The sequence below is a fragment of the Psychrobacillus sp. NPDC093180 genome (assembly GCF_044754065.1).
In the GTDB taxonomy this organism is placed as follows: Bacteria; Bacillota; Bacilli; order Bacillales_A; family Planococcaceae; genus Psychrobacillus.
In genome coordinates this window covers 14,025-38,959 of record NZ_JBIVOJ010000012.1, presented here as the reverse complement: position 1 = coordinate 38,959, position 24,935 = coordinate 14,025, and the positions used below count along the sequence as shown (strand labels likewise).

The 24,935-nt window shown below is 36.4% G+C and carries 34 protein-coding genes and 1 pseudogene; 26 read left to right on the top strand and 9 right to left on the bottom strand.

The annotated features are described in order from the left end of the window. Positions 1-57: 57 nt before the first annotated feature. On the bottom strand, positions 58-321 hold the full coding sequence (locus ACIP9W_RS17340; protein ID WP_400791868.1) for an excalibur calcium-binding domain-containing protein: 264 nt from the start codon (positions 319-321) through the stop codon (positions 58-60). Positions 322-787: 466 nt separating this feature from the next. Here ACIP9W_RS17340 and ACIP9W_RS17335 point away from each other — a divergent pair, with 466 nt between their 5' ends. From ACIP9W_RS17335 to ACIP9W_RS17295, 9 genes are all read left to right on the top strand, one after another. After that, positions 788-1,033 (top strand): hypothetical protein, encoded by a 246-nt coding sequence (locus ACIP9W_RS17335; protein ID WP_400791866.1) that lies wholly within the window; start codon positions 788-790, stop codon positions 1,031-1,033. Next, the gene (locus ACIP9W_RS17330; RefSeq protein WP_400791864.1) at positions 991-1,575 is read left to right on the top strand and encodes a conserved phage C-terminal domain-containing protein; all 585 of its coding nucleotides are present in this window, start codon (positions 991-993) and stop codon (positions 1,573-1,575) included. The genes ACIP9W_RS17335 and ACIP9W_RS17330 overlap by 43 nt, the downstream gene beginning before the upstream one ends. Then, positions 1,517-2,344 (top strand): P-loop NTPase family protein, encoded by an 828-nt coding sequence (locus tag ACIP9W_RS17325; RefSeq protein WP_400791861.1) that lies wholly within the window; start codon positions 1,517-1,519, stop codon positions 2,342-2,344. Before ACIP9W_RS17330 ends, ACIP9W_RS17325 begins: the two co-directional genes overlap by 59 nt. 20 nt (positions 2,345-2,364) lie before the next feature. After that, positions 2,365-2,544, top strand: coding sequence for a hypothetical protein (locus ACIP9W_RS17320; protein WP_400791859.1), 180 nt, complete (start codon positions 2,365-2,367; stop codon positions 2,542-2,544). A gap of 71 nt (positions 2,545-2,615) precedes the next feature. Next, positions 2,616-3,416 (top strand): peptidoglycan DD-metalloendopeptidase family protein, encoded by an 801-nt coding sequence (locus ACIP9W_RS17315; protein ID WP_400791857.1) that lies wholly within the window; start codon positions 2,616-2,618, stop codon positions 3,414-3,416. A gap of 193 nt (positions 3,417-3,609) precedes the next feature. Continuing rightward, on the top strand, positions 3,610-4,422 hold the full coding sequence (locus ACIP9W_RS17310; protein WP_400791854.1) for a substrate-binding periplasmic protein: 813 nt from the start codon (positions 3,610-3,612) through the stop codon (positions 4,420-4,422). A 17-nt stretch (positions 4,423-4,439) separates the two neighbouring features. Beyond that, positions 4,440-5,081 carry an amino acid ABC transporter permease gene (locus tag ACIP9W_RS17305; RefSeq protein ID WP_400791852.1) on the top strand — a complete coding sequence of 214 codons (642 nt, stop codon included), beginning with the start codon at positions 4,440-4,442 and terminating at the stop codon, positions 5,079-5,081. 12 nt (positions 5,082-5,093) lie between these two features. Further along, complete coding sequence (locus tag ACIP9W_RS17300) at positions 5,094-5,840, top strand: amino acid ABC transporter ATP-binding protein (RefSeq protein ID WP_400791850.1); 747 nt, start codon at positions 5,094-5,096, stop codon at positions 5,838-5,840. Positions 5,841-5,859: 19 nt separating this feature from the next. After that, on the top strand, positions 5,860-6,294 hold the full coding sequence (locus ACIP9W_RS17295; protein WP_400791848.1) for an OsmC family protein: 435 nt from the start codon (positions 5,860-5,862) through the stop codon (positions 6,292-6,294). Between the two features lie 146 nt (positions 6,295-6,440). On the opposite strand, the gene lexA is transcribed toward ACIP9W_RS17295, so the two are convergent. Further along, positions 6,441-7,052 carry a transcriptional repressor LexA gene (gene lexA, locus ACIP9W_RS17290; protein WP_282243972.1) on the bottom strand — a complete coding sequence of 204 codons (612 nt, stop codon included), beginning with the start codon at positions 7,050-7,052 and terminating at the stop codon, positions 6,441-6,443. A 173-nt stretch (positions 7,053-7,225) separates the two neighbouring features. Here lexA and yneA point away from each other — a divergent pair, with 173 nt between their 5' ends. From yneA to ACIP9W_RS17265, 5 genes are all read left to right on the top strand, one after another. Continuing rightward, positions 7,226-7,543 carry a cell division suppressor protein YneA gene (yneA, locus tag ACIP9W_RS17285; RefSeq protein ID WP_142537271.1) on the top strand — a complete coding sequence of 106 codons (318 nt, stop codon included), beginning with the start codon at positions 7,226-7,228 and terminating at the stop codon, positions 7,541-7,543. Continuing rightward, positions 7,540-8,187: a YneB family resolvase-like protein gene (locus tag ACIP9W_RS17280; protein ID WP_400791841.1), complete on the top strand. Its 648-nt coding sequence runs from the start codon at positions 7,540-7,542 to the stop codon at positions 8,185-8,187. The genes yneA and ACIP9W_RS17280 overlap by 4 nt, the downstream gene beginning before the upstream one ends. A 65-nt stretch (positions 8,188-8,252) precedes the next feature. Then, positions 8,253-8,486 (top strand): DUF896 domain-containing protein, encoded by a 234-nt coding sequence (locus ACIP9W_RS17275; protein WP_400791838.1) that lies wholly within the window; start codon positions 8,253-8,255, stop codon positions 8,484-8,486. A gap of 88 nt (positions 8,487-8,574) precedes the next feature. Further along, positions 8,575-10,575 carry a transketolase gene (tkt, locus tag ACIP9W_RS17270; protein WP_400791836.1) on the top strand — a complete coding sequence of 667 codons (2,001 nt, stop codon included), beginning with the start codon at positions 8,575-8,577 and terminating at the stop codon, positions 10,573-10,575. A gap of 228 nt (positions 10,576-10,803) precedes the next feature. Further along, positions 10,804-11,025 (top strand): YneF family protein, encoded by a 222-nt coding sequence (locus ACIP9W_RS17265; RefSeq protein WP_142537267.1) that lies wholly within the window; start codon positions 10,804-10,806, stop codon positions 11,023-11,025. Positions 11,026-11,048: 23 nt separating this feature from the next. Here ACIP9W_RS17265 and ACIP9W_RS17260 read toward each other — a convergent pair whose 3' ends face one another. Further along, complete coding sequence (locus tag ACIP9W_RS17260) at positions 11,049-11,978, bottom strand: alpha/beta hydrolase (RefSeq protein WP_400791834.1); 930 nt, start codon at positions 11,976-11,978, stop codon at positions 11,049-11,051. Between the two features lie 396 nt (positions 11,979-12,374). On the opposite strand from ACIP9W_RS17260, the gene ACIP9W_RS17255 reads away from it, so the two are divergent. Both ACIP9W_RS17255 and ACIP9W_RS17250 read left to right on the top strand, forming a co-directional pair. Continuing rightward, entirely contained in the window at positions 12,375-13,556 is a 1,182-nt protein-coding gene (locus ACIP9W_RS17255) for an acetyl-CoA C-acetyltransferase (protein WP_400791831.1), read from the top strand. A gap of 18 nt (positions 13,557-13,574) precedes the next feature. After that, positions 13,575-13,826 (top strand): YqkE family protein, encoded by a 252-nt coding sequence (locus ACIP9W_RS17250; RefSeq protein ID WP_400791829.1) that lies wholly within the window; start codon positions 13,575-13,577, stop codon positions 13,824-13,826. A gap of 77 nt (positions 13,827-13,903) precedes the next feature. Here ACIP9W_RS17250 and ACIP9W_RS17245 read toward each other — a convergent pair whose 3' ends face one another. Then, positions 13,904-14,221 carry a hypothetical protein gene (locus ACIP9W_RS17245; RefSeq protein ID WP_400791827.1) on the bottom strand — a complete coding sequence of 106 codons (318 nt, stop codon included), beginning with the start codon at positions 14,219-14,221 and terminating at the stop codon, positions 13,904-13,906. After that, a complete protein-coding gene (locus ACIP9W_RS17240; RefSeq protein WP_400791825.1) occupies positions 14,209-14,595 on the bottom strand; it encodes a hypothetical protein in 387 nt (128 codons plus the stop codon). Before ACIP9W_RS17240 ends, ACIP9W_RS17245 begins: the two co-directional genes overlap by 13 nt. 135 nt (positions 14,596-14,730) lie before the next feature. Between ACIP9W_RS17240 and ACIP9W_RS17235 the strand changes: the two are divergent. Continuing rightward, positions 14,731-14,850 (top strand): annotated as a pseudogene (locus ACIP9W_RS17235) (YqkE family protein); the annotation flags it as partial. A 189-nt stretch (positions 14,851-15,039) separates the two neighbouring features. Then, positions 15,040-17,163: an ATP-dependent Clp protease ATP-binding subunit gene (locus ACIP9W_RS17230; RefSeq protein ID WP_400791822.1), complete on the top strand. Its 2,124-nt coding sequence runs from the start codon at positions 15,040-15,042 to the stop codon at positions 17,161-17,163. Positions 17,164-17,199: 36 nt separating this feature from the next. Here the strand turns inward: ACIP9W_RS17230 and ACIP9W_RS17225 are convergent, their stop codons facing one another. Then, on the bottom strand, positions 17,200-17,547 hold the full coding sequence (locus tag ACIP9W_RS17225) for a type II toxin-antitoxin system PemK/MazF family toxin (protein ID WP_400791820.1): 348 nt from the start codon (positions 17,545-17,547) through the stop codon (positions 17,200-17,202). Then, the gene (locus tag ACIP9W_RS17220; protein ID WP_400791818.1) at positions 17,544-17,783 is read right to left on the bottom strand and encodes an AbrB/MazE/SpoVT family DNA-binding domain-containing protein; all 240 of its coding nucleotides are present in this window, start codon (positions 17,781-17,783) and stop codon (positions 17,544-17,546) included. Before ACIP9W_RS17220 ends, ACIP9W_RS17225 begins: the two co-directional genes overlap by 4 nt. Positions 17,784-17,944: 161 nt before the next feature. Here ACIP9W_RS17220 and ACIP9W_RS17215 point away from each other — a divergent pair, with 161 nt between their 5' ends. The 3 genes from ACIP9W_RS17215 to ACIP9W_RS17205 are packed head-to-tail and all read left to right on the top strand — an operon-like array spanning position 17,945 to position 19,529. Beyond that, a complete protein-coding gene (locus tag ACIP9W_RS17215) occupies positions 17,945-18,343 on the top strand; it encodes a DUF4181 domain-containing protein (protein WP_400791816.1) in 399 nt (132 codons plus the stop codon). A gap of 24 nt (positions 18,344-18,367) precedes the next feature. Further along, positions 18,368-19,042 carry an HAD family hydrolase gene (locus ACIP9W_RS17210; protein ID WP_400791814.1) on the top strand — a complete coding sequence of 225 codons (675 nt, stop codon included), beginning with the start codon at positions 18,368-18,370 and terminating at the stop codon, positions 19,040-19,042. Between the two features lie 55 nt (positions 19,043-19,097). Next, a complete protein-coding gene (locus tag ACIP9W_RS17205) occupies positions 19,098-19,529 on the top strand; it encodes a hypothetical protein (RefSeq protein WP_400791811.1) in 432 nt (143 codons plus the stop codon). A 171-nt stretch (positions 19,530-19,700) separates the two neighbouring features. On the opposite strand, the gene ACIP9W_RS17200 is transcribed toward ACIP9W_RS17205, so the two are convergent. After that, a complete protein-coding gene (locus tag ACIP9W_RS17200; RefSeq protein ID WP_400791809.1) occupies positions 19,701-20,603 on the bottom strand; it encodes an aldo/keto reductase in 903 nt (300 codons plus the stop codon). Between the two features lie 69 nt (positions 20,604-20,672). Here ACIP9W_RS17200 and ACIP9W_RS17195 point away from each other — a divergent pair, with 69 nt between their 5' ends. From ACIP9W_RS17195 to xerD, 4 genes are all read left to right on the top strand, one after another. Further along, complete coding sequence (locus tag ACIP9W_RS17195) at positions 20,673-21,215, top strand: NUDIX hydrolase (RefSeq protein ID WP_400791807.1); 543 nt, start codon at positions 20,673-20,675, stop codon at positions 21,213-21,215. 56 nt (positions 21,216-21,271) lie between these two features. Beyond that, positions 21,272-21,739 (top strand): hypothetical protein, encoded by a 468-nt coding sequence (locus ACIP9W_RS17190; protein WP_142537258.1) that lies wholly within the window; start codon positions 21,272-21,274, stop codon positions 21,737-21,739. Positions 21,740-21,825: 86 nt separating this feature from the next. Then, positions 21,826-22,266, top strand: coding sequence for a ferric iron uptake transcriptional regulator (fur, locus tag ACIP9W_RS17185; RefSeq protein ID WP_142537257.1), 441 nt, complete (start codon positions 21,826-21,828; stop codon positions 22,264-22,266). A 51-nt stretch (positions 22,267-22,317) separates the two neighbouring features. Further along, positions 22,318-23,220, top strand: a complete 903-nt coding sequence (gene xerD, locus ACIP9W_RS17180) for a site-specific tyrosine recombinase XerD (RefSeq protein ID WP_282243951.1) — start codon at positions 22,318-22,320, stop codon at positions 23,218-23,220. 36 nt (positions 23,221-23,256) lie between these two features. On the opposite strand, the gene ACIP9W_RS17175 is transcribed toward xerD, so the two are convergent. Beyond that, complete coding sequence (locus tag ACIP9W_RS17175) at positions 23,257-23,874, bottom strand: transmembrane-type terpene cyclase (protein WP_400791803.1); 618 nt, start codon at positions 23,872-23,874, stop codon at positions 23,257-23,259. A 443-nt stretch (positions 23,875-24,317) separates the two neighbouring features. Here ACIP9W_RS17175 and ACIP9W_RS17170 point away from each other — a divergent pair, with 443 nt between their 5' ends. After that, positions 24,318-24,935 carry a TVP38/TMEM64 family protein gene (locus ACIP9W_RS17170; RefSeq protein WP_400791801.1) on the top strand — a complete coding sequence of 206 codons (618 nt, stop codon included), beginning with the start codon at positions 24,318-24,320 and terminating at the stop codon, positions 24,933-24,935.

The following is a 24,935-nucleotide window of genomic DNA, read 5'->3' as shown; positions in this document are numbered from 1 at the left end:
CTAACTGATGGTGATGAAAAAAACTACATTTATTACTGATAACGACTAATATAAGATTTATCTTTCACAAGCAATCCCATCTTTATCACGATCACTTTTTACGTTGGCATCATAAATTTCTTTTGATACAAAAGGTGCATATTTAGTTTTGCCACCTTTGTTTTTTACGTTAGCCGCTTTTGCTACTCCACCTTTATAAACTTTATTCAATTCTGTACAGTTGCTAAATGCTTTTCCTGCAGCATCTGCCGGAGTGGGGGAGATAGCTGAACTGCTAAGTATCAATGTAGCGGTTAAAGCAAACGATAAAGTTCTTTTCATAGTATTTCCTCCTAATAATATTCCTCAATTTTCTTCCTATTTAAAAATATATGTAAATAGAAAAGATTTTAGTGCGACTATCCACCTGTTATGGTTTTGCGCACATATACCTACTTGAGATTTTAACATAAAATGACTTAATTGAAATACACAAAATAAATTAGGTAATTAGAATTATCACAAATTATAATGTTTTTTACGTCTCATAATTAAGAATTGGTTTGTGCCAAGTGCTTTTGCTGGCTTTAATGTTCAACCGTATTTATTTATGGGTTGCTTGGAGTAATGGCATTAAGTACGTTTATAGGATAAACATTAATGTTTTATCAATAAAACTTAAAAATGAATAATATATAAAAAGGCTTTAGGTCAGTGTGAACTTGAACTAAAGCCTTTTTATTTTTCTATTTTTATGTATCCAATTTCACCAAACCAACCTATCTACCTAATGAAAGGAGAATTGGTGATGAGTAGATTTAATAAACTTCAGTATATCTTAGCGCGATCAAGTGTACAAAATGGCATTGTTTCGATTCCTAAATTGTATATTGAAATTACTGGTGATATGGCAGAGTCTTTGTTGTTAAATCAGATTGTTTTTTATGCGGACAAAGCTAAAAGATCGGATGGATTTTTTTATAAATCGTATAAAGATTGGTACAGGGAAGTATGTTTAACGAACGGCAAGTTCGTTATGCTACGAATAAATTAGTAGAAAAAGGCTTAATCGAAACAAAGCTTTTTAGAGCAGGTGGGTCTCCAACGGTACATTACCGGCTTCACATTGACAATTTTGTCAAATGGTTTGTGACAAACTGTCCTAATGGAACATTTCAAAATGTAGAAATGGAACCTGACAATTTGTCAAAATCATTAACAGATATAACTTCAGATATTACAACAGATAATAAAAAAATAATAAAAAAAGAGCAAGCGGTTATTCCGTTTTTAATAATCATCGATTATTTGAACAGCAAAGCAAAAACAAATTTTAAAGCAAGCTCGAAAACTACCCAAGCTAAAATCACAGCGCGATGGAATGAAGGATATCGCCTCGACGACTTTACTCATGTGATAGACGTGAAAGTGAACGAGTGGCTGAATCATCCTAAATGGAGCAAGTTTCTACGTCCAGATACGCTTTTTGGAACGAAATTTGAAAACTATCGAAATCAAAAGAAAGTGGTGGACGAGCATGCAGCAAATAGGCAACGTGCTGAAGACTTTCGACAAGAGAATGATTTACCGTTCTGAAGCATGCCCGATTCATTCGGTTCAACTTTTGGAATTTGAAGGCGAAGCCAAGTGTCCGAAGTGTTTTACAAACCATGAAAATAAAGCATTGGAAAATAAAATAAATACACAATTCGCTAATTTAAAAAGTCTTTCTCTCGAACGAAAAAGCTTATTGTCTGATCGAACCTTACTAGATGCAACGCTTGAAAATTATACAGTTCATGCGCAAACAGAAGCCTACTTTAATAAGCAAATGGTAATAGAATGTGTGGATCGCTTAGAAAATGGACAAGTATTCAACATTATTTTCCAAGGTAAGGCTGGTGCCGGCAAGAGTCATTTGGCTTATGCTATCCTTCGAGCTTTGAACACTCGGAAGATAAAAAGTATAGGTGACGATGAGCCGGTTCAGAAATCTTGTGCATTTATCAGTTTTGAACTGATGCTTCGTAAAGTAAGAGAATCCTATAAAAAACCAGAATTGATACTAAATGAGTTCTATTTTTTGAGGCTAATCGAACAGATAGATTTCCTAGTTATTGATGATCTTGGTGCTGAATCAGGAGCGATTGACACTGAGAAGACTGCTACGGACTTTGTTCATAAATTTCTATATGCCTTATCCACCAGCCGACAAGATAAAGTAACAATCTACACGACTAATTTAACAAGCAATTCTTTGATGGCGCTTTATGATAAAAAGCTTATATCCCGCTTTTTTAAGAAGCCGAAGTTTATAGTTTTTAAAGAGACGAAGGATTATCGAATTGGAGATATTCCATTTTAAATGAGTCGGAGGTTTGAATAATGGCTAATTGGATTCCTGGACCAGGATATTATATTGTGCAACCAGTTGGACCTATTAACAAAGAAGGAAATGAGAGGATTTTAGAAGAGGTAAAGCGAAAACTAGAAGAAGCAGAGAAACTTTTTGCGATAGAGCTTTCTTATAAATTTATTATCAAAACTAATGATAATAGACTATAAAAATATATTATTTCTGCATTTACTAATAAAGGGAACATTGATTCTACTAAACGATAGAAAGGAGAAATGTCATGTTTATTAGACCGTGCGAAGGAAGAATCACTTCGAGGTTCAGCCCACTTCGAAAAAATCCGGTTACTGGAGAATGGAAAGCACATAAAGGTGTAGATTTTGGTAGTGATGGAAGTCCCATCATAATAGCTTCTGAAAAAGGCACTGTAAAACGAGCTGAGGTGATTGATGGATATGGAAATGCGATCATCCTTACACATATTGTGAATGGCAATAGGTACGAAACATTGTATGCGCATTTGAAAACGATTACCGTAAAACCGGGACAAATCGTCAATCAAGGTCAACAAATTGGAGTTAAAGGCAGCACTGGTAATAGTACAGGAGTGCATTTACATTTTGAATTGCATATTCCTAATTATGCACCAGGCCAACCAAATGCCGTAAATCCCTTACACTATATAGTGGATCCAGAAGTGGCAGAGCTACAGAAAATGTTCGTAATGATTGGCTATCAATTGAATGTGGATGGAATAGAAGGTCCAGTAACGGAAGCAGTTATTAAAAGCTTCCAACAATCAAACAACTTAACGGCAGACGGAATAGTAGGAACTAACACGTTAGCTGCACTGAATAATGCAGTTGAATTGAAAAAGGAGGAATTACGTATGGCTGAGTCACAGCTAACAGCAGGACAGGAAGCAATTCGTCAAGAAGCGATGAGATTGAAAATTACAGATGGCAAAGATCCCCTTAAAAGTGTTAATCAGTTTTATACATGGGCGGTTGCGGTACCGATCGCACAAAAAGTCGAGGAGCTAGAAAAGCGAATTGCGGAATTAGAGAAAAAAATGCAGTAATAAAGAAGTTGTTGGATTAGTTTTGTAGAGACTTATCCAACAACTTCTTTATTTTTTGTATACATGTTAATTTTCGTCATATTGTACCTGCTTTTGGGGAATAATAAGAAAAAGTTTGGTTTTGGTTGATTAGTGGTACTAGTGATGAAAAAGCTGAAAAAATGGTTATAGGCAATATAAGGAGGAAATATTGATGAAAAAAAGTAAAGTGTTATGGAGTTTAGTAGCTGCAGTAGTTTTGCTGTTAGCAGCATGTGGTAATAATGCTAATAAGGAAAATGACAAAAACTCATTACAAGCAATTCAGGATAAAGGGGAAATAACAGTAGGGATAATGGGTACATATGCGCCTTATAATTTCCGAAATAAGGAGCAAGGATTTGATGGATTTGATGTAGATATCGCAAAAGAATTAGCGAAGCGACTAGGTGTTGAAGCAAAATTTGTTGCGCAGGAATTTTCAGGTTTAATCCCTGGGTTGCAAAAGGGTAAATTTGATATGTTAGTTAGTCAGGTGACGATTACAGAAGATCGACAAAAACAATTAGATTTTACAGATCCTTATATTACAAATGATGTAAAAGTTATTGTGAAGGAAGATAATACTTCTGTTCAATCAGTAGATGATTTTAAAGGCAAAAAGATTGCAGTTGGTTTAGGAACGAATGATGAAGCATTCCTGCGTAATGAGTTGATGAAACAAGTTGGTGAATTCCAAATCAACACATACGACGATGTGATCACAACGCTTAAAGATTTAGACGCTGGACGAGTGGACGCAACGATCAATAATGCCTATGCATTAAAACCAATTGTTGAAGAAAATGGATTTCAAGTAAAAGCGGTCGGTGCACCGATTAAATCGGATCAAGCTGCAGTAGCTGTTAAAAAAGGGAATACAGAGTTAGTAGCTGCCTTAAATAAAGCATTAGCCGAGATGAAAGAAGACGGAACGTATAAAGAAATTTTCGTTAAGTGGTTTGATGAAGAACCGAAAGCCGAGTAAGAAAAGAGGTTGTGTACATGGATATGATCATAGATAATATACCCTTTTTATTAAAGGGAGCGTATTATACTTTATTAATAACGGTGGTATCTATGTTTTTCGGTTTAATAATCGGTTTGATCACAGCGATTGCACGTTTAAAGGGCAATCGCTTCTTTCGTAATGTAGCGAGAGGGTATGTATCGATTATTCGGGGAACACCACCATTAGTTCAAATTTTTATCGTGTATTTTGGGCTTGTCGATTTTGGGATAGAGCTAGGTTCATTGACAGCTGCTTATATTGCATTAAGTATTAATATTGGTGCTTATGTATCGGAGGCATTTCGAGGAGCGATCCAAGCGGTGCCTGCCGGGCAAACAGAAGCGGCTCTTGCGACTGGGATGACAGAGGCACAGGCTATTCGCCGTATCGTTATTCCACAAGCGATACGTATCGCGATACCACCACTCGGGAATACATTTGTTGGGATGCTGAAGGAGACTTCTTTAGTTTCTGTGATTGCAGTTACGGAGCTTATGCGCTCAGCCCAATTATTAATCGCACAGTATTATGTAAATATGCCGTTTTATTTAACGATTGCTTTAATGTATTGGATCATGAGTACGGTATTTACATTTATATTAAGTAGATTAGAAAAACAATTATCCGTTTATTAAGGGGGGACAGTCTTGATACAGATAAGTGATTTATCGAAAAGCTTCGATCAACAGGAAGTGTTAAAAAATATTTCGCTGACGATTCCCGCTCATCAAGTAGTCGCGGTTATTGGACCGAGTGGTTCAGGAAAGAGTACGTTTTTGCGGTGTATCAATGGATTAGAGAAGATTACTGGCGGGGCAATTTCTGTTAATAATCATCAACTATTTGCAAAGGATTCGAGAAAAGTACAACAAAAAACAATTCATGCCATCCGTCAAGATACTGGTATGGTTTTCCAACAATTTAACTTATATCCTCATAAAACGGTGATTGAAAATGTAATGGAAGCATTGATCGTCGTGAAAAAGCAATCGAAGGAACAAGCGAAAGCAATCGCTTCAAAAGTTTTGAAACAGGTCGGCTTGCAGGAAAAAGAGAATGTCTATCCTTCGAAGCTCTCAGGTGGGCAACAGCAGCGTGTAGCAATTGCACGTGCACTGGCCATGGAGCCTAAAATTATGTTGTTTGACGAGCCAACCTCCGCATTAGACCCAGAGCTTGTAGGAGAAGTGTTGAAAGTGATGAAAGAATTGGCTGATGAAGGTATGACAATGGTTATCGTTACGCATGAAATGAGGTTTGCACAAGATGCGGCAGATCGCATATTATTTATGGCGGAAGGTCAAATTGTAGAAGATGCAGAGCCGAAAAAGTTTTTTTTACATCCATCAACAGAAAGAGCCCAAAAGTTTTTAGCAAAAGTAAATGAGTTTTAAAAAAGGAGCATGATAAACAATGGAAGTAAAAGCGATATGGCAGGGTGGACGAGCGTTTGAAGCAAAAGGTGCATCTGGTTATCCAATGGTAATGGATGCAACGGCAAACTACGGGGGAGAAGGAAAGGCTCCGACACCAACGGAAATGTTACTTAGTTCGTTAGCTGGTTGTATTGGAATTGACGTAACGATGATTTTAAAACCACATTTAGAAAAAATCGAATCAATTGAAATCACAGTGGACGGGGCTCGTCGTGAAGAATTACCGACTGCATTTACGGGATATACATTATTATTTGATGTAAAAGGGGATATTGATGCGAAAAAGGTTATTCGTGCTATTAAACTTGGAGAAGAAAAGTATTGCGCAGTTTCTGCTTCGTTAAAAGCGGAAGTAACTTATCGATTAATATTAAATGGAGAAGAAGTAGAAATACAAGCAACAGAAGGATAAAACAAAACCCACTCATCTGATTAAAGATAAGTGGGTTTTTCGATGATTTAAACGAAAATGTCCACTTTTCGTTTAAATATGATATCGGCTCTTTGTCATCATACGGACTTTCATATAATTTGTCAAGTTTACGAGAATTCTATCCCTTATTGGATATTGCGGTATACGCCAACTACTTTACCGAGAATCGATACTTGGTCAACAATAATTGGATCCATAGAAGAATTTTCAGGTTGCAAGCGGAAATATGATTTTTCTTTGAAAAAACGTTTAACCGTAGCTTCGTCCTCTTCTGTCATTGCGACAACTATATCCCCATTATTAGCAGATTGTTGTTGTTTTACGACAACATAATCACCATCTAGTATACCTGCCTCTATCATACTATTTCCCATAATCTCTAACATAAATAAATGATCATCGGCTGTACCGAATGTTTCAGGCAGCGGGAAAAACTCTTCAATATTTTCGACAGCAGTAATTGGTAGACCTGCTGTAACCTTACCTACTAACGGAACATGGACAACACCTTGTTTTTCGGCAATACCATCAAGAATTTCAATTGCGCGTGGTTTCGTCGGGTCTCTTCTAATAAGGCCTTTGCTCTCAAGACGAGCTAAGTGCCCGTGCACAGTAGAACTCGATGCTAGTCCGACTGCTTCGCCTATTTCACGTACGGAGGGTGGATATCCTTTCGTACGAACTTCTTCCTTAATAAAAGCTAAAATGTCCTCTTGTCTTTTCGATGCTTTTTTCAATGAGTTCACCTCTTTTTTGGTCATTTTTCTACTAAATTCTTTCTTACTATAAGTATAACAGTCTCTCATACATTATGCAAACATAGGTTCTAATAAGTGTTGACAAAAACAAATGTTCGTTTTATGATAGGAACATAAATACCGAACAAACATTCTAATTAGGGGGATTTAACGTGAATTGGGTAAAAGAAAACAATTTTATTACATTATTTTTAGGATTATGTGTTGTTTTTATGATGACGCTGATTATCTCTAATACATTATCGACAGAACAACAATCTGAAATTAAAATAGAACATGGCGACTCTTTATGGGAACTTGCAAATAAGTTTGCAACAGACGAACCAAAAGAAGAATGGATAAATAAAGTAATGGTCATGAATAATTTACAAAGCTCTCATATTCGAGTAGGGGAAGTGCTTGTTATTCCGGAGATACAGGAAAATTTCCATTTTGATCATGGCACAGAGATAGCGAGTGATAGTAATTGAAAGCAGTAATATATTGTCGTGTGAGCACGGAAAAAGAAACGCAAGAATCTTCTTTAGCCAGACAAGAAGAGGAACTGATAGAATTTGCACAAGCGCAAGGTTATGAAGTATGTGAAGTGTTTACAGATCAACATAGTGGATATGATATTGAGCGCGAGGGCTTGCTTGATTTACTCGTATACATAAAGGATTTCGATATTAAAGCGGTTTTCGTTCAGGATGAGACTCGAATAGGTCGTGGAAATGGTCGAATGGCAGTGCTTCATTTACTTCAAAAAACTAATACATCTGTCTTTACTTTACAAGATAAAGGTATATTGAATTTAAATGAAATGGATTCTATGCTGTTAGAAATTTTAGCACTGGTGGAGGAATATCAACGGAAGCTTCATAATGCGAAAATCAAGCGGGGAATGAAACGAGCTGTTTCTAAAGGATTTCGACCTGAGAAAAACTTAAAGGTAAAAGGAAATCCGGAAGGAAGAGAACGAATTGATGCACCTGTAAATGAAATTGTAAGGCTGCGAAATGCTGGGCTAACGTACGAAGAGATAGCTTCCACGTTAAAAGGATTAGGCTTTGAAATAAGTAAGGCAACTGTTCATCGCAGATATATTGAATTTATGGAGACAGAGGAAGTGTAAAGACTTGCACTCTGTCTCTTTTTTACTTACCTTTATAAGAGATACAAAAGGAAAGGATGATATATATGTTAAGTAAACAAAAACTAGCACGCATTGGCGAGCTCTCCAAAAAATCTAAAACAACTGGATTATCCATAGAAGAAGCAAAAGAACAAAGCGCTCTAAGAAAAGAATATTTAGAAACGTTCCGATCTACTATGAGAGATACTATTGAAAGTGTGAAAGTAATCGATCCTGCTGGAAATGATGTTACTCCTGCAAAAGTACAACAAGCCAAAAAAGGTAAGTTTCTGAATTAATTAATCATTTCAGAAACCATTGATAATAGATGCATTGTTGTCTAAACTAGAGCTATAGTTAAAAATTTTGTTCGAGAGGATGTCATTCATGTCATTACAGTCAGATTTACTTGCAATTAATACAATTCGTACCTTATCTATTGATGCAATCGATAAAGCGAATTCAGGCCATCCAGGTCTTCCAATGGGAGCTGCACCAATGGCTTATACATTATGGACAAAGCACTTACGTCACAACCCTAATAATCCAAACTGGTTTAATCGTGACCGTTTTGTTTTATCCGCAGGTCATGGTTCCATGCTTCTTTATAGTCTACTTCACCTTGGTGGGTACGACTTACCGATGGAAGAGATAAAAAACTTCAGACAGTGGGGCTCTAAAACTCCAGGACATCCAGAGTTTGGTCATACTGTAGGTGTAGAAGCAACAACTGGTCCTCTTGGACAAGGTATTGGAATGGCAGTAGGTATGGCTATGGCAGAAGCTCATTTAGCAGCTACGTACAACAAAGAAGACCATGCTATTGTAGATCATTACACATATGCGCTTTGCGGAGATGGCGATTTAATGGAAGGTGTCGCAGCAGAGGCGATTTCACTTGCAGGGCATTTACAATTAGATAAGCTAATCGTTTTATATGATAGCAATGATATTTCTCTTGATGGAGATTTGCACAAATCTTTCTCTGAGAAAGTGGAGAAACGATTTGATTCTTACGGATGGAATTATATTTTAGTGGAAGACGGAAACGATATCGCTGAAATTTCCGCTGCAATCGAAAAAGCGAAAGCACAAAATGATAAACCAACCCTTATTGAAGTGAAAACAGTTATCGGTTTTGGTTCTCCAAATAGAGCTGGTAAATCGGATGCACATGGTATGCCACTTGGAAAAGATGAAACAGCTTTAGCAAAAGCGGCATATGAATGGTTATTCGAAGGTGACTTCCATGTACCAGAAGAAGTATATGAGACTTTTAAAGAAGCTTCTCAGCGTCAAGGAGTAAACGAAGAAAATGCTTGGAATGAACGATTTAGCTCATATGAAGCATCATTTCCAGAGCTTGCTACTACATTTAAACAAGCAATCAGTGGAGAGCTTCCGGAGAATTTTGCGTCTGCAATGAAAACTTATGAAGAAGGTTCATCCCATGCGACTCGTTCTGCTTCTGGAGATGCAATTAATGCGATTGCTCAAAATCTCCCTTCATTCTTTGGAGGAAGTGCAGATTTAGCAGGCTCAAATAAAACAACGATGAAAAATGCTGGAGATTTTGCTGCAGAGAATTATGCAGGCAAAAACATTTGGTTTGGCGTGCGTGAATTCGCGATGGGTGCTGCTTTAAACGGTATGGCACTTCATGGTGGCTTAAACGTATTCGGTGGTACATTCTTCGTATTTAGTGATTATGTAAGACCTGCGATTCGTTTATCCGCTCTTATGGGATTACCAGTATCTTATGTGTTCACACATGATAGTATTGCCGTTGGAGAAGACGGTCCTACACATGAACCGATCGAGCATTTAGCTTCGTTACGTGCAATGCCAGGTTTGTCAGTCGTTCGTCCTGCTGATGCAAACGAAACAGCGGAAGCATGGAAACTTGCTGTATCTGCGAAAGATCATCCGACAGTACTTGTGTTATCTCGTCAAAACTTGCCGACGCTAAAAGGTTCTGTAGAACAAGCAAGTGAGGGTGTTGCTAAAGGTGCTTATGTCATCTCACCAAATGAAAATGCGGAAGCAATTCTACTTGCTACAGGTTCAGAGGTTAGTCTAGCTGTAGAAGCGCAGACAGCGCTTGCTGCTGAAGGCATTCAAGTTTCAGTTGTTTCAATGCCATCATGGGATTTATTTGAGAAACAAGATGCAGCCTATAAACAATCTGTTTTGCCATCTCATTTAACGAAACGATTAGCAATTGAAATGGGATCATCTCTTGGCTGGCACCGTTATGTTGGCTTTGAAGGAGACGTCATTGCAATTGATCAATTTGGTGCTAGTGCTCCAGGGGAAATTGTGATGAAAGAGTATGGTTTCTCTGTAGAAAATGTTGTTGCGAAAATGAAAAACTTACTACAAAAATAAAGCGAAACTTCAATCAGTGGGAGGTACTTCATTCCCGCTGTCTTGAAATGAGAGTATAACTGCCCGTTAATGCGGGATAAGAAATGTATAAAAGCAGTTCGAATACTTGTCGTTAATAGTATTCGAATTGCTTTTTTCTTTAATTTATATAGAATGCACAGGGAATATATAGTATAATTTTCAGTGGTGTCTTGTACACGTAGACAAGAACGTAAAGGAGGAGAAAATATGCAAACTTGGATATGGATTATTATTGTAATCGTTGCGTTAATCGCTGGTGCGGCAATCGGTTTCTTTGCAGCACGTCAATATATGATGAAATACTTAAAAGAAAACCCACCTATCAATGAACAAATGCTTCGAATGATGATGGCACAGATGGGACGTAAGCCTTCTGAAAAACAAGTAAAACAAATGATGAACCAAATGAATAAAATGCAAAACAAATAAAAGCACTCTTCAATGAGTGCTTTTTACTTATTCAGTAGCTTGTTTTCTAATAAAAAGTCTGCAACTACTTGCTCATATTCTTCACTATTTTCATTAAATGATTTTGCATGCAATCCAATATCAAACAGCTTTAATGATTTAGGTCCTTTTTTCTGTTCAAATAATTCCTCGGTCATTTTTGGCAGTATAAAATCGTCCTGCAAACTATGAATAAATAGCACTGGTTTCTCAATCTTATCTACTACATCAATTGGCGATACGAGATTTAATGTGTAACCATCCCGCATTTTTAAGAATAGATTCGCAAATCGAATGGCAAGTCCTGTGCGAAGGGGAGTTGACTTTTTGATGATGTGTGACACTTGCTCCTCAAAATTAGAAAAAGCACAATCGGAAATATAGAAATCTGCGTCATCTTTTATAGAACCTGCATATAGTAGCATAGTTGCTGCTCCCATTGATTCACCATGAATGCCGATAACCGCATTTTCTCCTGCCCGCTCTCGGACTACTTCTACAATAGACTGCAGATCGATCTTTTCATAAAAACCAAAGCTTGTTGTTTTCCCACCAGAATCTCCATGTCTTCGATGGTCATAGACAACGCTGTTGAAGCCTAGTCGTTCAAACATCCGTACAAAACGAAGGGAATTTATTTTGTTTTCGGTTACTCCATGACAAATAATAACGTAGTTTTTTGTTTCTAATGGCTCTACAAAGATAGCCTTTAAGGAATACCCATTTATTGACTCGATCCACTGCTCTGTTTTGTTCACTGCACGAAACCAAGCCTCATCAAACCGTTTCGATGTAACTTCGCGGTTTAATATGAAGTCATTTTCTTTTTTCTTCATATACATTAACTTGTTCGTAACAAAAAATCCGAAAACAGTGGTGATCGCCGTGACGACACTTGTAAAAATACTCGTCCAAACGATGACTCTTTTTTTCATAGCCTCCACTCCTATTTATTTCGTATTCTCGACAATACTCTTATGTCTTAGCATATTCACAATATCTAAGGTTGTTACATTTTCTGGGTTACCAATAGTAAAAGGACAACTATTTAAATTAATTGCTCGTACGAAATTTTCTTCTTCTAATAATTTTTCCACAATTGATAGTAGTTCATGCATACTTTTTACAGTTGTTTTATGAATATTTTACGTTTCCAGCTGACTCCCAATCTCGATAATTGTCCCCTTCTTTGATAAACTATACATATGTATCCTATCATTCTATTGTAAGAATCGTAGTTAAAACAAGCAACTTTTTAAGAAATTTAGTAGAATAAGAAGGTAGTGGAAATTGGGGAACAAAATATAGGGGAAAATGAGGAGGAAATAAAAGTGACAAACGAAGTAGTTATCGTAAGTGCAGTTAGAACGGCAATTGGTTCATTCCAAGGTGCATTAAAAGATGTACCAGCAACAAAATTAGGTGCCATCGTTATTGAAAAAGCTTTAGAAAAAGCTGGAGTAAGTAAAGATGCTGTAGATGAAGTAATCATGGGGAATGTACTTCAAGCAGGATTAGGACAAAACCCAGCAAGACAAGCTTCTATCCAAGCTGGATTACCTGTAGCTGTGTCGGCACTAACTATTAACAAAGTATGTGGATCAGGTCTAAAAGCAATCCACCTTGCTACACAAGCAATCATTGCAGGAGATGCGGACATAATTGTGGCTGGTGGTATGGAAAACATGAGCCAAGCTCCTTATCTATTGAAAAATGCACGAGATGGTTTCCGTATGGGTGATCAAAAAGTGGTGGACAGCATGATTTCTGACGGCTTATGGTGTGCATTTAATGACTATCATATGGGAATTACAGCGGAAAATTTATGCGATCAATATAGTATTACAAGAGAAGAGCAAGATGCTTTTTCTGCAAGATCACAAGCTCGTGCTGTAAGTGCAATAGAAGAAGGAAAATTTGCGGATGAAATCGTGCCTGTAGAAATTCCACAACGTAAAGGAGATCCAATCATATTTGATACGGATGAATATCCGAAAAAAGGATCTACGGAAGAAAAATTAAGTAAGCTTCGTCCAGCATTTAAAAAAGATGGATCTGTCACTGCAGGAAACGCTTCAGGTATTAATGACGGAGCAGCAGCGGTAGTTGTAATGTCTAAGGCAAAAGCGGAAGAATTAGGGTTAAAACCAATTGCTACAATCGTAGCAAATGCATCTGCTGGGGTAGATCCAAGTATCATGGGAATTGGACCAGTGGAAGCAGTGAAAAAAGTGTTAACTAAATCGCAAATCTCTCTTTCCGATATCGATTTGATCGAAGCAAATGAAGCATTTGCGGCACAATCGATTGCTGTTGATAGAGAATTAGCTTTCAATCATGATAAACTAAATGTAAATGGTGGAGCTATCGCTCTTGGTCATCCAATAGGAGCAAGTGGCGCACGTATTTTCGTTACTTTACTTCATGAAATGGAAAAACAAGATGCGAAAACAGGCCTTGCAACACTATGTATCGGCGGTGGCCAAGGAGTAGCGACAATCGTTAAACGTTAATATAAGAAGGTGAACCAAATGGCAAAGAAAAAACAAAAACAACAAGCAAAACCAGCAGCAAAAAAAGAAGAGGGAAATGGTCTATTCGATCAGCTTTCATCTGATGTACTAGATAAATTAAAAGAAACAAAGAAACAGCTAGTAGCAGAAGAGCAAGCAAAAGAAGAAGAAAGACAAGCTCAGCTCGCTTTTGAAAAAAAGCAAAAAGAAAAAAATAAAACGTTTGAAGAACTACTGGATGAGTATGGATATGGTGGTTCGAAGTTTTAGGCGAATTATAAAAGTTTAGAAATCCAGTAGGTGGATTTCTAAACTTTTTTTGTTGGAGTTGTGTTTATTTAATTATTTTAAATAACATCATCATAAAGAGATGTAGCACTAAATACAATTTCTCCTTTGAGTAGGGAATCCAAATGCCACCACCATTCGTCCATGGACTCTTTAGACATTGAAAAGTCATAGGCTTTATTTGTGTGTTCATAAACTTGTTCTGCATGGCTTAATAATTTTAAATCATAGGCAGCTAACATTCTTTTTTCTTCTTTAGTAAGTGTTAGTTGATGTAATTCGCTTCTAATATGGAATGTTTCAAGCATTTCAAAAGGGCTTGTTTCACAATCAGTGACTCCTTGACCATATAGATTTATTAATGTCATTCGATCCATGAAAAAACCTCCTTAACTGTACCAATATAATTATATCCTTTTTCTTTTGATAAATAACGATCGGATGATTTTGTTGTCATAGCTGTTTCCATACTTCTATCTTCCCCAATGATAATTATCCAATTATTTGCGGAAAAGATAATGTAGCGTTGTGCAAAATGTTCCAAGTGATAAATGTGGACATTACTTTGGATATTTGTAACTATATCAGTAATTAAATTATTATATTCTTCTAGTGTGGATTCTAAGGGGATATCACGCCTAGTGATTCGTTTTTTTAGATGTATTAAGTCTTTTCCGGGTTTCCATTGTGGTCCTTTTTCTTTATAGTCTAGAATGATTTGAATTATAAGTTTTTTGAGGTCGGAATCCAAATGGCAGCCTCCTTAACCATAACTTTTCTATTATTTGCATTATATCATAGGACAGTTCCATTTTTTTCTCTTGATTGAATTAAATGCGAAGATATCCAATTAGCCATTGTAAATTTAGATTTTTCGCCCACAATCGAGAGGGTAGTAGAAGAAGAAAGACAAGCTCAGCTAGCTTTTGAAAAAAAGCAAAAAGAAAAAAATAAAACGTTTGAAGAACTACTGGATGAGTATGGATATGGTGGTTCGAAGTTTTAATAGAAGTACAATTACTGTCCAGAAATCTGTTTATTAGATTTCTGGGCAGTTTTTTTAATAGTTATTATTTCATGTTTGATAATTTATATACCCAAGCAAATTATTTGAAAGTCAAAAAAGGTCAGTGTATACTAAAGTCAAAGGTTAAAGATAGTCAAAGTCAAATGATTATTGGGAGGAATTATATATATGAAATGTCAACATTGTGGAAAAAACGACGCAACGATGAGTTTAAAAGTACAAGTTAATCATCAAGGAATGCAAATGCACCTATGTCATACTTGTTTTCAAGATATTCAATCGCAATTGACTGCAGGGAAAATACCGTCATTTAGTAGTGATGCACAGCAGTTTTTCCAATCTAATGGTGGTCATCAGGCACGAACAAAAACAAGACAGGCAGATAATCATCAAGGCGATAGTTTGTTGGACCAACTTGGTAAAAATCTTTCAAACGATGCTAAGGAAGGCCGAATCGATCCAGTCATCGGCCGTGAACAAGAAGTAAAACGTGTTATTGAGACATTAAATCGAAGAAATAAAAATAATCCTGTCTTAATCGGAGAGCCTGGTGTTGGTAAAACAGCGATCGCCGAGGGACTTGCAGTGAAAATCCACGAAGGCGATGTACCAGTAAAATTAATGAATAAACAAGTGTACTTGCTAGATGTCGCATCCCTAGTAACAAACACTGGTATTCGCGGGCAATTCGAAGAACGCATGAAACAATTGATCCAAGAGCTTCAAACGCGCAAAGACGTAATTCTCTTCATAGATGAAATTCATTTATTAGTAGGAGCAGGTACTGCGGAAGGTTCAAAAATGGATGCCGGGAATATTTTGAAACCAGCTTTAGCACGCGGAGAAATGCAACTAATCGGTGCAACTACATTGAAAGAATATCGTCAAATCGAAAAAGATGCTGCTCTTGAACGTCGCTTCCAACCAATTATTGTGAAGGAACCGACTACTGAAGATGCGATTCATATATTAAATGGTGTTAAGGATCGTTATGAGAACTACCACGGAGTACGCTATTCGGATGAAGCGATAGAAGCTTTTGTTACTTTATCGCAACGTTATATTCAAGATCGATTTTTACCAGACAAAGCAATCGACTTGATGGACGAAGTAGGGGCGCGCTTAAACTTAACCCATACGATAGCGGATTCAGATTCAATCAACAATCGTCTTAACGAAGTAATACAACAAAAAGAACAAGCTGCAGAAAAAGAAGACTACGAGAGAGCAGCAAATTTACGTATGGAGGAAATCCAATTGCGTAAACAGTTAGAGCAAGCAACACAAAATGGAGATACTCCTCAAGTAGAAGTGACGGTTGCAGATATCGAATTAATCGTCGAAGAAAAAACAGGAATTCCTGTGACGAAACTACAAGCAGCAGAGCAAGCAAAAATGAAGGGGATTGCAGAAAGTCTTGGCAAAAAAGTGATTGGCCAAGAAGATGCGGTAAACAAAATTGCCAAAGCTATCCGTCGTAGCCGTGCAGGACTTAAATCGAAAGATCGCCCAATTGGCTCATTCTTATTTGTTGGTCCTACTGGTGTCGGTAAAACGGAGATTACGAAAGTGCTAGCAGAGGAACTATTTGGTTCGCGAGATACGTTGATTCGTCTAGATATGAGTGAATATATGGAGAAACATTCGGTGTCTAAAATTATTGGTTCCCCACCAGGTTATGTAGGCCATGAGGAAGCAGGTCAACTGACAGAACATGTTCGACGTAATCCATATTCCATTTTACTGCTGGATGAAATAGAAAAGGCACATCCAGATGTGCAAAATATGTTCCTGCAAATAATGGAAGATGGTAGATTAACGGATTCACAAGGCCGAACAGTAAGTTTCAAAGATACAGTCATCATTATGACAAGTAACGCTGGAACAGGCGACAAAAAAGTAAGTGTCGGGTTCAATCAAGCAGTACATGAATCTGTTAACATGCTCGAAACGCTAGGGGCTTATTTCAAACCTGAATTTCTTAATCGTTTCGATGCGATCGTTGCATTTAATGAACTAACAGAAGAAAATTTACTTGCGATCGTGGACTTGATGCTAGAAGATTTACAAGAAACGATTGCAGAAAATAATATGGAAATAACCATTTCTTCGGAAGCAAAACATGCATTGGTTAAACTGGGTTACGACAAACGGTTCGGTGCTCGACCACTTCGTAGAGTGATTCAAGACAAAATTGAAGATCCTTTAACAGATCTTATTTTGGAAGAAGAATCTATGGAAAAGGTCTATGTAGACGTTGTGGATGAAGAAATTGTAGTTCAAAAAGCATAATGACAGTTAACATCCCCTGAAATTTTTCAGGGGGTTTTAATTTACTAACGTTTTAATTTTTGCCAAGCATTCTTCGATAACAACTTCTAAATCTTTGTTGCTAGATAGTGTTTCTTTTAATTTTACTGATCTTGCTTTTATATCCATACTTTTAAGTTGATCTGATAATATAACACCAGTAACTGAAGCTGTAGCAGGCATCTTCACTTCATACGCATATCCTTTTTGTTTACTAGTAATAGGACAAACAATAACCAATCCCGTTGCACGATTATATGCTTTTGGTGATATAACAATTGCAGGTCTATATCCCGCCTGTTCGGAACCTTTTTGTGAGTTAAAGTTTAAAGTTACTACGTCTCCTCTTTCCGGAATATAACTCAAATTAATTCGTCTCCCATTGGTTCTCCGCTTTCAATTGAAGAATGTTTGTTTTCATCCGTAATTTGTGAAACTAATTCTTCCAGAGTATATCGAGTTTTAACAGGTTCTAATGTAATCATATTGTCATCTGCATACATATTCATCTCAGTACCTTCTTTGATATTTAGTTTATCTGCAATTGTCTTAGGAATACGGACACCTAAACTGTTTCCCCATTGACTAACTTTAGTAACCATTTGGATCACTCCTTGTTTTTCTTTCATTATAACATTCCTCTCCAGATAAGTATATCCAAGTATATACAACAATAGATTGAATTATGCGATAAAATTGCGTAGTTTTGTGCTAAACTGAAAAATAGATAGAAATAACTACCACTAATGGAAGGGGATTTTAGATGGTATGGATTAAGATTGGTTTGTTTGTAGTTTCTATATTTATATTGATGTATATTTTCAATAAAATTATGACAAAAGTTCTGAAAGTAGATAAGAAAAGTATGTTTTCCAATAGGTATGTAAATGATCTCCATAAAAAAATTGGAGAAATAATAAGTATTACATTTCTAGTAATAATCATAGCTTTCAATATGTGGAAGTTTGAAAATCCTGAATTAGCAAATAGTACTTGGTACTTTTTAGGGGTTATAATGATCTTTTTTGTTTTGGATGCATTAGTACGTGCTTTGATGGAAAGGAAATATGCAACTAATCGTAAGGAGTATATTTATACATTATGTGAAATGTCATTTATGATCATTATTATTTATGGATTTGCGCAAACCTTTTGGGGTTAATTGATTAGGACAGGGGATAGATGTATGATTCAAGCGGTATTATTTGATTTAGATGGAACTTTACTCGACCGAGATGCATCCGTAAAGAAATTTATTGATAATCAATACGATCGATTAAGTAATTATGTAGGGCATATACCTAAAGAGGAGTATATGACTAGATTCATAGTGTTAGATTGTCGAGGATATGTGTGGAAAGATAAAGTGTATCAACAATTAGTGTATGAATACAAATTAGAAATAGATTGGGAGTATTTGCTACAAGATTACATAAGTGAATTTAAGCATCATTGCGTTCCTTTTCCAAATCTTTATAGCATGCTAGAGGAACTGAAAAACCGTAACCTAGTCTTAGGAATGATTACAAATGGATTTGGTCAGTTTCGAATGGATAATATAGTGGCTCTCGGGATTGAAAAGTATTTTGATGAAATTTTAGTATCCGAAACGGAAGGGATTAAGAAACCAGATTCTGCAATTTTTGAAAGGGCATTAGAAAGGTTGAATGTAACTGCTTCACAAAGCGTTTTTGTTGGAGATCATCCCGATAATGATGTGAGGGCTTCGCAAGTTGTAGGAATGAAAGGGATTTGGAAGAAAGATTTTCAATGGGATGATTTTGAAACGGATTTTGTAGTGGATGATTTAGGGGAGCTACCGACTATGATAAAAAACTTGGATTTGATTACTAAAATATGAGGAGTAAAACTTAGAAAGGGAAAATCTAAATTACAAGTTGGAAGGGAGGGTTAGTTTGAAAAAGATTTTATTTATGATTCCGCTTTTTCTTTTATTTGCTTGTAGTAATACGGAGAAATATGAACATGTGAATGTTTATGTAGTTGAGACATGGGGGGAAAATGCTGGCTACAAAAAAGTGAATGATTTAACGAATGTGGAGGAAGGAAAAAATTATATAACAGTAAATACTAGATCGATTGAGGACTTTTATGATAAGGATGGAAATAATAAAAGAACAGAAATAATATCTTCGGATTATACTTCATCCAATATTACTAATGTTGGCCAAGGGGAGGATTTGAAAGAAGTACTCCCAAAACCTTCTACAATTCTTATATCGGAGGATAAGAATGAGCCTTTTAAATTAGACGACATGACGGAGGAAGAAAAGGAACGGGTTAAGAAACATATACTTTCTTATACAAATAATCTATCTAAAAAGTGAAATCGCAAAATACCACCCGCGAATCGCAAGGTAACCTCTCTGAATCGCAAGATATCATGGTCAAATCGCAAGATACCGGCCAAGAATCGCAAAATAGGCTCTCTAAATCGCAAGATCACACCGATAACCACATAAAAACCGCTGAACTCTAAGTTCAGCGGTTTCCTGTCGTTAAGTTCGATGCTCTGTATACACATCTTGTTTCGTTATTTCTCGTGCCTTTAATAAAACATCCTCAGAAACTTCCGTATTGTATGCTTCCACTGTTTCTAGAAGCTGCTCTGTGCTACTTGCACCAATTATCATAGATCCGGTGGCTTTTTGATCGAGGACATGGTGAAGTGCAATTGCATTGATTGGTGCATCCAATGCTTGTAACTGTTCAATGGTTTTTAGCAAATCCTCACTGGAATAGGTCAGATATTCACCTGTTTTATTAGCCCGTTCAAGCCCTTCTGCAGTTAATAATCCTTTTGCTAGCGTGCCTCGAGTAAGTAAGGAAGCTTGGTGTTCCTCAAGTAGTGGCAACCATTCTTCTGGTCTTCTATCTAGTAAACTATATTGCATCATGACAGAAACGGCATTGCTATTCTTTAGAAAGCGATCAATTACATTCGGTCGGATAGAAGAAATGCCATATTCTCGGATAAGGCCTTCTTTTTTAAGCGATTCCATCGTGTCGATTACTTCATCTGCATCGTCTTCCATTGTGCCGCCATGCAATTGGTACACGTCAATATAATCGGTTTGTAGTCGTTTTAAAGATTCGTGGATAGCGGTTGTGATCCATTTTTTCGATGGATCCCATGACCAGCCGTCTCCTGATTCGTCCATGCGATTGCCAACCTTTGTTGCTAAAATGATTTGCTCTCGGTTATTTTTAAGTGCATTCCCTACGATTTTTTCATTTTCACCGTGATTGTATAAATCTGCGGTATCGAAATAATTGATGCCATGATCGAGGGCTACTTGTATTATTAGATCGGCATCTTTTTGATTGGTTGGAAGTGACATACAACCAAAGCCTATTTCCGAAACGAAAATTTTACTATTTCCTAATTGTCTTTTTTGCAATTTGTATCACGTCCTTTTCTTCATGGTACAATGAGAGCAAGACAGTTTCAAATGAAAGGAAATGAAAAAATGAAAAAATTCGAGGAAAAAACTATTCAAACAGAACAAAAGTTTAAAGGCAGAATTATCACTTTACAAGTAGATGACGTAGAATTACCGAATGGTCAAACTGGTAAAAGAGAAATAGTGAAGCATCCAGGAGCAGTCGCCGTTATTGCGATGACAGAAGAAAAAAAGATTATTTTAGTCGAACAATATCGAAAAGCTTTAGAACGTTCCATTATTGAAATACCTGCTGGAAAAATTGAACCCAACGAAGCGCCAGAATTAACGGCTTTGAGGGAGCTAGAAGAAGAGACTGGATATACAACAAACAAGTTGCAATACATTCAATCATTTGCCACATCTCCAGGATTTGCTGACGAAATTATCCATCTTTACTTAGCTGAAAATATTGTGGAACTGGAAGAAAAAGTAGATATGGATGAAGATGAATTTGTCGAATTGATGCATGTTTCAATAGATGAAATGGAATCTATGATTGATAGAAAAGAAATATATGATGCGAAGACTGCTTTTGCATTTCTTTGGGTAAAAAACTACTTAAAGTAGACATCTTTAATCGTGGTACAAGCATATGATGAGAGTAGATAGGGAGGTGTTCCAACTTGAACCAGTCTTATACTATTCTCATTTCACTATGCGTACTCGTTTTTAGCTTTATCGGTGGTTTATATCTCTTTGAAAAAAGCACACCAGAACAGCAGCAATGGATTATTAATCTCCTGGACGCACGTGTTCTATTATTAGAACAACCTACTTTTCTGGAAACTATTTTCCCGCATATCATGATTGCTGTTGTATTCTTTTTGTTTTATCAGCATCGTTATTTGCGCAAGCTCATCTTGATCCTTTGTGCTTTTCGCATTACGTTTTACGGGTTTGCCTCTAGTTACTTGCTCCAAACACAGGAATCTACATTTCCTTATGTGTTTTGGTGGTTCCCATTTCAACTCATCTATTGTTTACTTCTTCTAGCGCTTGCAAACCGGGTCAATGTATTCTCGCTTTCCTTCTATATAATTGTTATTATTATAGAGTTCTTCTTTATACCATTTATATTATTTAATAATTAGTACCTTTTAATAATTATTATTAAGTGAATGTCTTGTAATGAGAATTCATTTTTTGGTATAATGAAAGAAGTTTAGGGGGGCGTCATATGGAAAGCCGTATTGATCGTATTAAAAAACAATTATCTGGTGCGGGCTATAAACTGACGCCGCAGCGAGAATCGACTGTTCGTGTTTTGCTTGAAAACGAAGAAGACCATTTAAGTGCGGAAGATGTATTTTTATTAGTAAGAGAAAAATCACCAGATATTGGACTTGCAACAGTGTATCGAACACTTGAATTATTGAATGAATTGAATGTCGTCGACAAAATTCAATTTGGAGATGGTGTTTCCCGATACGATTTAAGACAAGAAGGGGCAGCACATTTCCATCATCACTTAGTATGTATCGAATGTGGTGCTGTAGATGAAATTCAAGAAGACTTACTAGAAGACGTGGAAGCAATTGTGGAAAATAAATGGAACTTTAAAATAAAAGACCATCGATTAACGTTTCACGGAGTATGTCATCGCTGCCAAGATAAATAACCGAAAAAAGGATAGCATATGCTGTCCTTTTTTTCATAGGGAGGTTCTTTTTTGAAAAACGGATTAGTGCATTTAGAAGATTATATACATTTTTTACGAATGGAACGCCAGCTTGCGGAAAACACATTAGTATCTTATAAAAAAGATTTAGTCGATTACATACAGTCCGTATTGGAAACGCAACAACTACATAATTTAGACCTTGTTGAGCGACAACATATTTTGGTTCACCTACGGAAATTAAAAGAAGAAGGTAAGTCTGCACGCACGATTGCAAGACATATTTCCTCCATCCGATCATTCCATCAGTTTTTACTACGTGAAAAAGTGACAACTAAAGATCCAACAATTCATCTAGAGCTACCTCAAATCGAACAAAAGCTGCCAAATTTTTTATCGGTAGAAGAGCTAACGAAATTATTGGATAGTATCGATTTGTCCAAGCCTCAAGGAGTTCGTGATTTGGCGATGTTTGAGTTGATGTATGCAAGTGGTATGAGGATAAGCGAATGCTTAAATTTAGATTTAGAAGACTTACATTTAACGATGGGTTTTGTCCGAGTATTCGGTAAAGGTGGTAAAGAGCGAATCATCCCGCTTGGCGGTGCGGCAATCCGTGCATGTGAGAGGTATTTAGAGGAAGCAAGACCGAAGTTATTAAAACAAGCGGAACGAACAGATGCTATTTTTATTAGTCAACGAGGTAAGCGATTAACTAGGCAAGGTATTTGGAAGCTGTTAAATAAGCATGTACAAAGTGCAGGCATTCAAAAAGACATTACACCACATGTACTTAGACATTCATTTGCCACCCATCTTATCGAAAATGGGGCGGATTTACGTGCCGTTCAAGAAATGCTCGGACATTCCGATATTTCTACTACACAAATTTACACACATGTAAGCAAAAAACGTTTGAAAGAGGTTTATAAACAGTTTCACCCACGAGCTTGAGAGGAGGGTTTTCCATTTAGGAGAACCCTGACCCTCTTAAGCTCTTTTTTTGTATAACTTCCATAAAAGAACAATATAAATCAAATCAAAAATTAAAGTAGCGACAGAGAGAATGGTAATCAAGTACGTTCTAAAATATAAAAAGAATGCAATAGAAGCTAATAGGGTTCCTAGCATTTTAAAAACTGCGATATAAATGGATTGACCGCAAGAATTACCTCTTTTTAATAATAACGAGATAAACAGTCCGGACATCATTAAATTTTGTGCAAAAGCAGCATATTTTCCTTCCACATCATGAAATTCAAGTGTCATCGCAATAATTATTAGAAAGCTTACTCCTAGTGTCAGAAAAAAAGATAAATAGAAAAACCTTGCTGATATAAATCTTTTAAATTCCTGACGGCCAAAGATTAAAAATTGAATCAGAATAATAATGTCCAGTACGAACCAAATGCTCGTGATTAATCTTTGCGGATCATCAGGTGGATAGATAAATAGGAAGATGAATTCCCATGATATATTTGCACAAATCGCTACCATAGGCATTCCATATTTCTTATCTTGAAATCCACGTTTGATAATGAGTATGTATGTAATGATCCAAAACAGGCCAGTGCCTAATTGTAAAATAAATAGATCTTGATTAAGCATATACATCCCCCATTATTAAAATTCATGATAATATTTCTTCTCTGATATTATATGAGAGGAAATTCATGGTTTATGTCAAAAGAAGTTTATTTTAAAGGGACAAGTCAATCATCAAAATTGTTTGTATGGATATAAATTGGTCGATGGAACCAAAAAAATATAAATAGCATTTACTACATAAAGAGGGGATACCCAATATACACTTCTCCCATTCTCCTGTTTTACAGTTCATTACCTTTTCCCCCATGAATATTAAAGTTCCGTAAATTCTTGCCATAAAACATCATAATACTTTAACAATACTGTGATGCTTTGAGGCACATTCAACGAATATAATGTAAAGATGAGTGAAAGAGCCTCAAGAGAGCTAAGGAACAGAGGCTAAGAGCAACGACTTCGATGCCTTCGTAACGAGCATCATGTTGGCCAGAGGAGGCAGTCCGATGGAAGTGTTAAAAGCTAAAGACCGGAAAAACTTAACTAATCATTTCATGAACTTTTGTACTTGTCTCGGTTTGCTTTCTGTTGGAATTTTTGTTATCCATGGATATATGAATGGGTTATTTACCTCAACAGAGGTATTTAGAGATTATATCGTTAGCTTTGGTATTTGGGCTCCGATTGTATTTATATTGATCCAAATTATTCAAGTGATTATTCCGATATTGCCTGGTGCAATTGGTTGTGTTGCTGGGGTTATTATTTTTGGTCCGTGGTTAGGATTATTATATAACTATATTGGTATTTGCATAGGTTCCATGATCGTTTTTATACTTGCCAAACGATATGGTAGACAGTTTGTGAAGGGTGTTGTACGCGAAAAATCATATGACAAATATATAGAATGGGTCAATAAAGGGAAAAGATTTGAACGAATGTTCGTCTATGCTATATTATTCCCAGTTGCACCAGATGATTTGCTTTGCTATATCGCGGGTTTAACGAAGATGAAGCTGCGCAAATTCATGGTTATCATTTTATTGGGAAAGCCCATACCAATTACAATTTATAGTTTAGGAATGGCAGCGGTAATACAGTATTTGATGGACTTTATGAATTAA

Excerpts from the sequence above, each read along its gene's own strand:
- ACIP9W_RS17250 (WP_400791829.1), top strand. The coding sequence starts at position 13,575 with ATGGCAAAGAAAAAACAAAAACAACAAGCAAAACCAGCAGCAAAAAAA.
- ACIP9W_RS17245 (WP_400791827.1), bottom strand. The coding sequence starts at position 14,221 with ATGGATCGAATGACATTAATAAATCTATATGGTCAAGGAGTCACTGAT.
- ACIP9W_RS17175 (WP_400791803.1), bottom strand. The coding sequence starts at position 23,874 with ATGCTTAATCAAGATCTATTTATTTTACAATTAGGCACTGGCCTGTTT.
- ACIP9W_RS17330 (WP_400791864.1), top strand. The coding sequence starts at position 991 with ATGTTTAACGAACGGCAAGTTCGTTATGCTACGAATAAATTAGTAGAA.
- ACIP9W_RS17195 (WP_400791807.1), top strand. The coding sequence starts at position 20,673 with ATGAAAAAATTCGAGGAAAAAACTATTCAAACAGAACAAAAGTTTAAA.
- ACIP9W_RS17170 (WP_400791801.1), top strand. The coding sequence starts at position 24,318 with ATGGAAGTGTTAAAAGCTAAAGACCGGAAAAACTTAACTAATCATTTC.
- ACIP9W_RS17260 (WP_400791834.1), bottom strand. The coding sequence starts at position 11,978 with ATGAAAAAAAGAGTCATCGTTTGGACGAGTATTTTTACAAGTGTCGTC.
- fur (WP_142537257.1), top strand. The coding sequence starts at position 21,826 with ATGGAAAGCCGTATTGATCGTATTAAAAAACAATTATCTGGTGCGGGC.
- ACIP9W_RS17210 (WP_400791814.1), top strand. The coding sequence starts at position 18,368 with ATGATTCAAGCGGTATTATTTGATTTAGATGGAACTTTACTCGACCGA.
- ACIP9W_RS17215 (WP_400791816.1), top strand. The coding sequence starts at position 17,945 with ATGGTATGGATTAAGATTGGTTTGTTTGTAGTTTCTATATTTATATTG.
- ACIP9W_RS17325 (WP_400791861.1), top strand. The coding sequence starts at position 1,517 with ATGCAGCAAATAGGCAACGTGCTGAAGACTTTCGACAAGAGAATGATT.
- tkt (WP_400791836.1), top strand. The coding sequence starts at position 8,575 with ATGTCATTACAGTCAGATTTACTTGCAATTAATACAATTCGTACCTTA.
- ACIP9W_RS17305 (WP_400791852.1), top strand. The coding sequence starts at position 4,440 with ATGGATATGATCATAGATAATATACCCTTTTTATTAAAGGGAGCGTAT.
- ACIP9W_RS17265 (WP_142537267.1), top strand. The coding sequence starts at position 10,804 with ATGCAAACTTGGATATGGATTATTATTGTAATCGTTGCGTTAATCGCT.
- ACIP9W_RS17310 (WP_400791854.1), top strand. The coding sequence starts at position 3,610 with ATGAAAAAAAGTAAAGTGTTATGGAGTTTAGTAGCTGCAGTAGTTTTG.
- ACIP9W_RS17315 (WP_400791857.1), top strand. The coding sequence starts at position 2,616 with ATGTTTATTAGACCGTGCGAAGGAAGAATCACTTCGAGGTTCAGCCCA.
- ACIP9W_RS17230 (WP_400791822.1), top strand. The coding sequence starts at position 15,040 with ATGAAATGTCAACATTGTGGAAAAAACGACGCAACGATGAGTTTAAAA.
- ACIP9W_RS17320 (WP_400791859.1), top strand. The coding sequence starts at position 2,365 with ATGGCTAATTGGATTCCTGGACCAGGATATTATATTGTGCAACCAGTT.
- ACIP9W_RS17295 (WP_400791848.1), top strand. The coding sequence starts at position 5,860 with ATGGAAGTAAAAGCGATATGGCAGGGTGGACGAGCGTTTGAAGCAAAA.
- ACIP9W_RS17275 (WP_400791838.1), top strand. The coding sequence starts at position 8,253 with ATGTTAAGTAAACAAAAACTAGCACGCATTGGCGAGCTCTCCAAAAAA.
- ACIP9W_RS17340 (WP_400791868.1), bottom strand. The coding sequence starts at position 321 with ATGAAAAGAACTTTATCGTTTGCTTTAACCGCTACATTGATACTTAGC.
- ACIP9W_RS17335 (WP_400791866.1), top strand. The coding sequence starts at position 788 with ATGAGTAGATTTAATAAACTTCAGTATATCTTAGCGCGATCAAGTGTA.
- ACIP9W_RS17220 (WP_400791818.1), bottom strand. The coding sequence starts at position 17,783 with ATGGTTACTAAAGTTAGTCAATGGGGAAACAGTTTAGGTGTCCGTATT.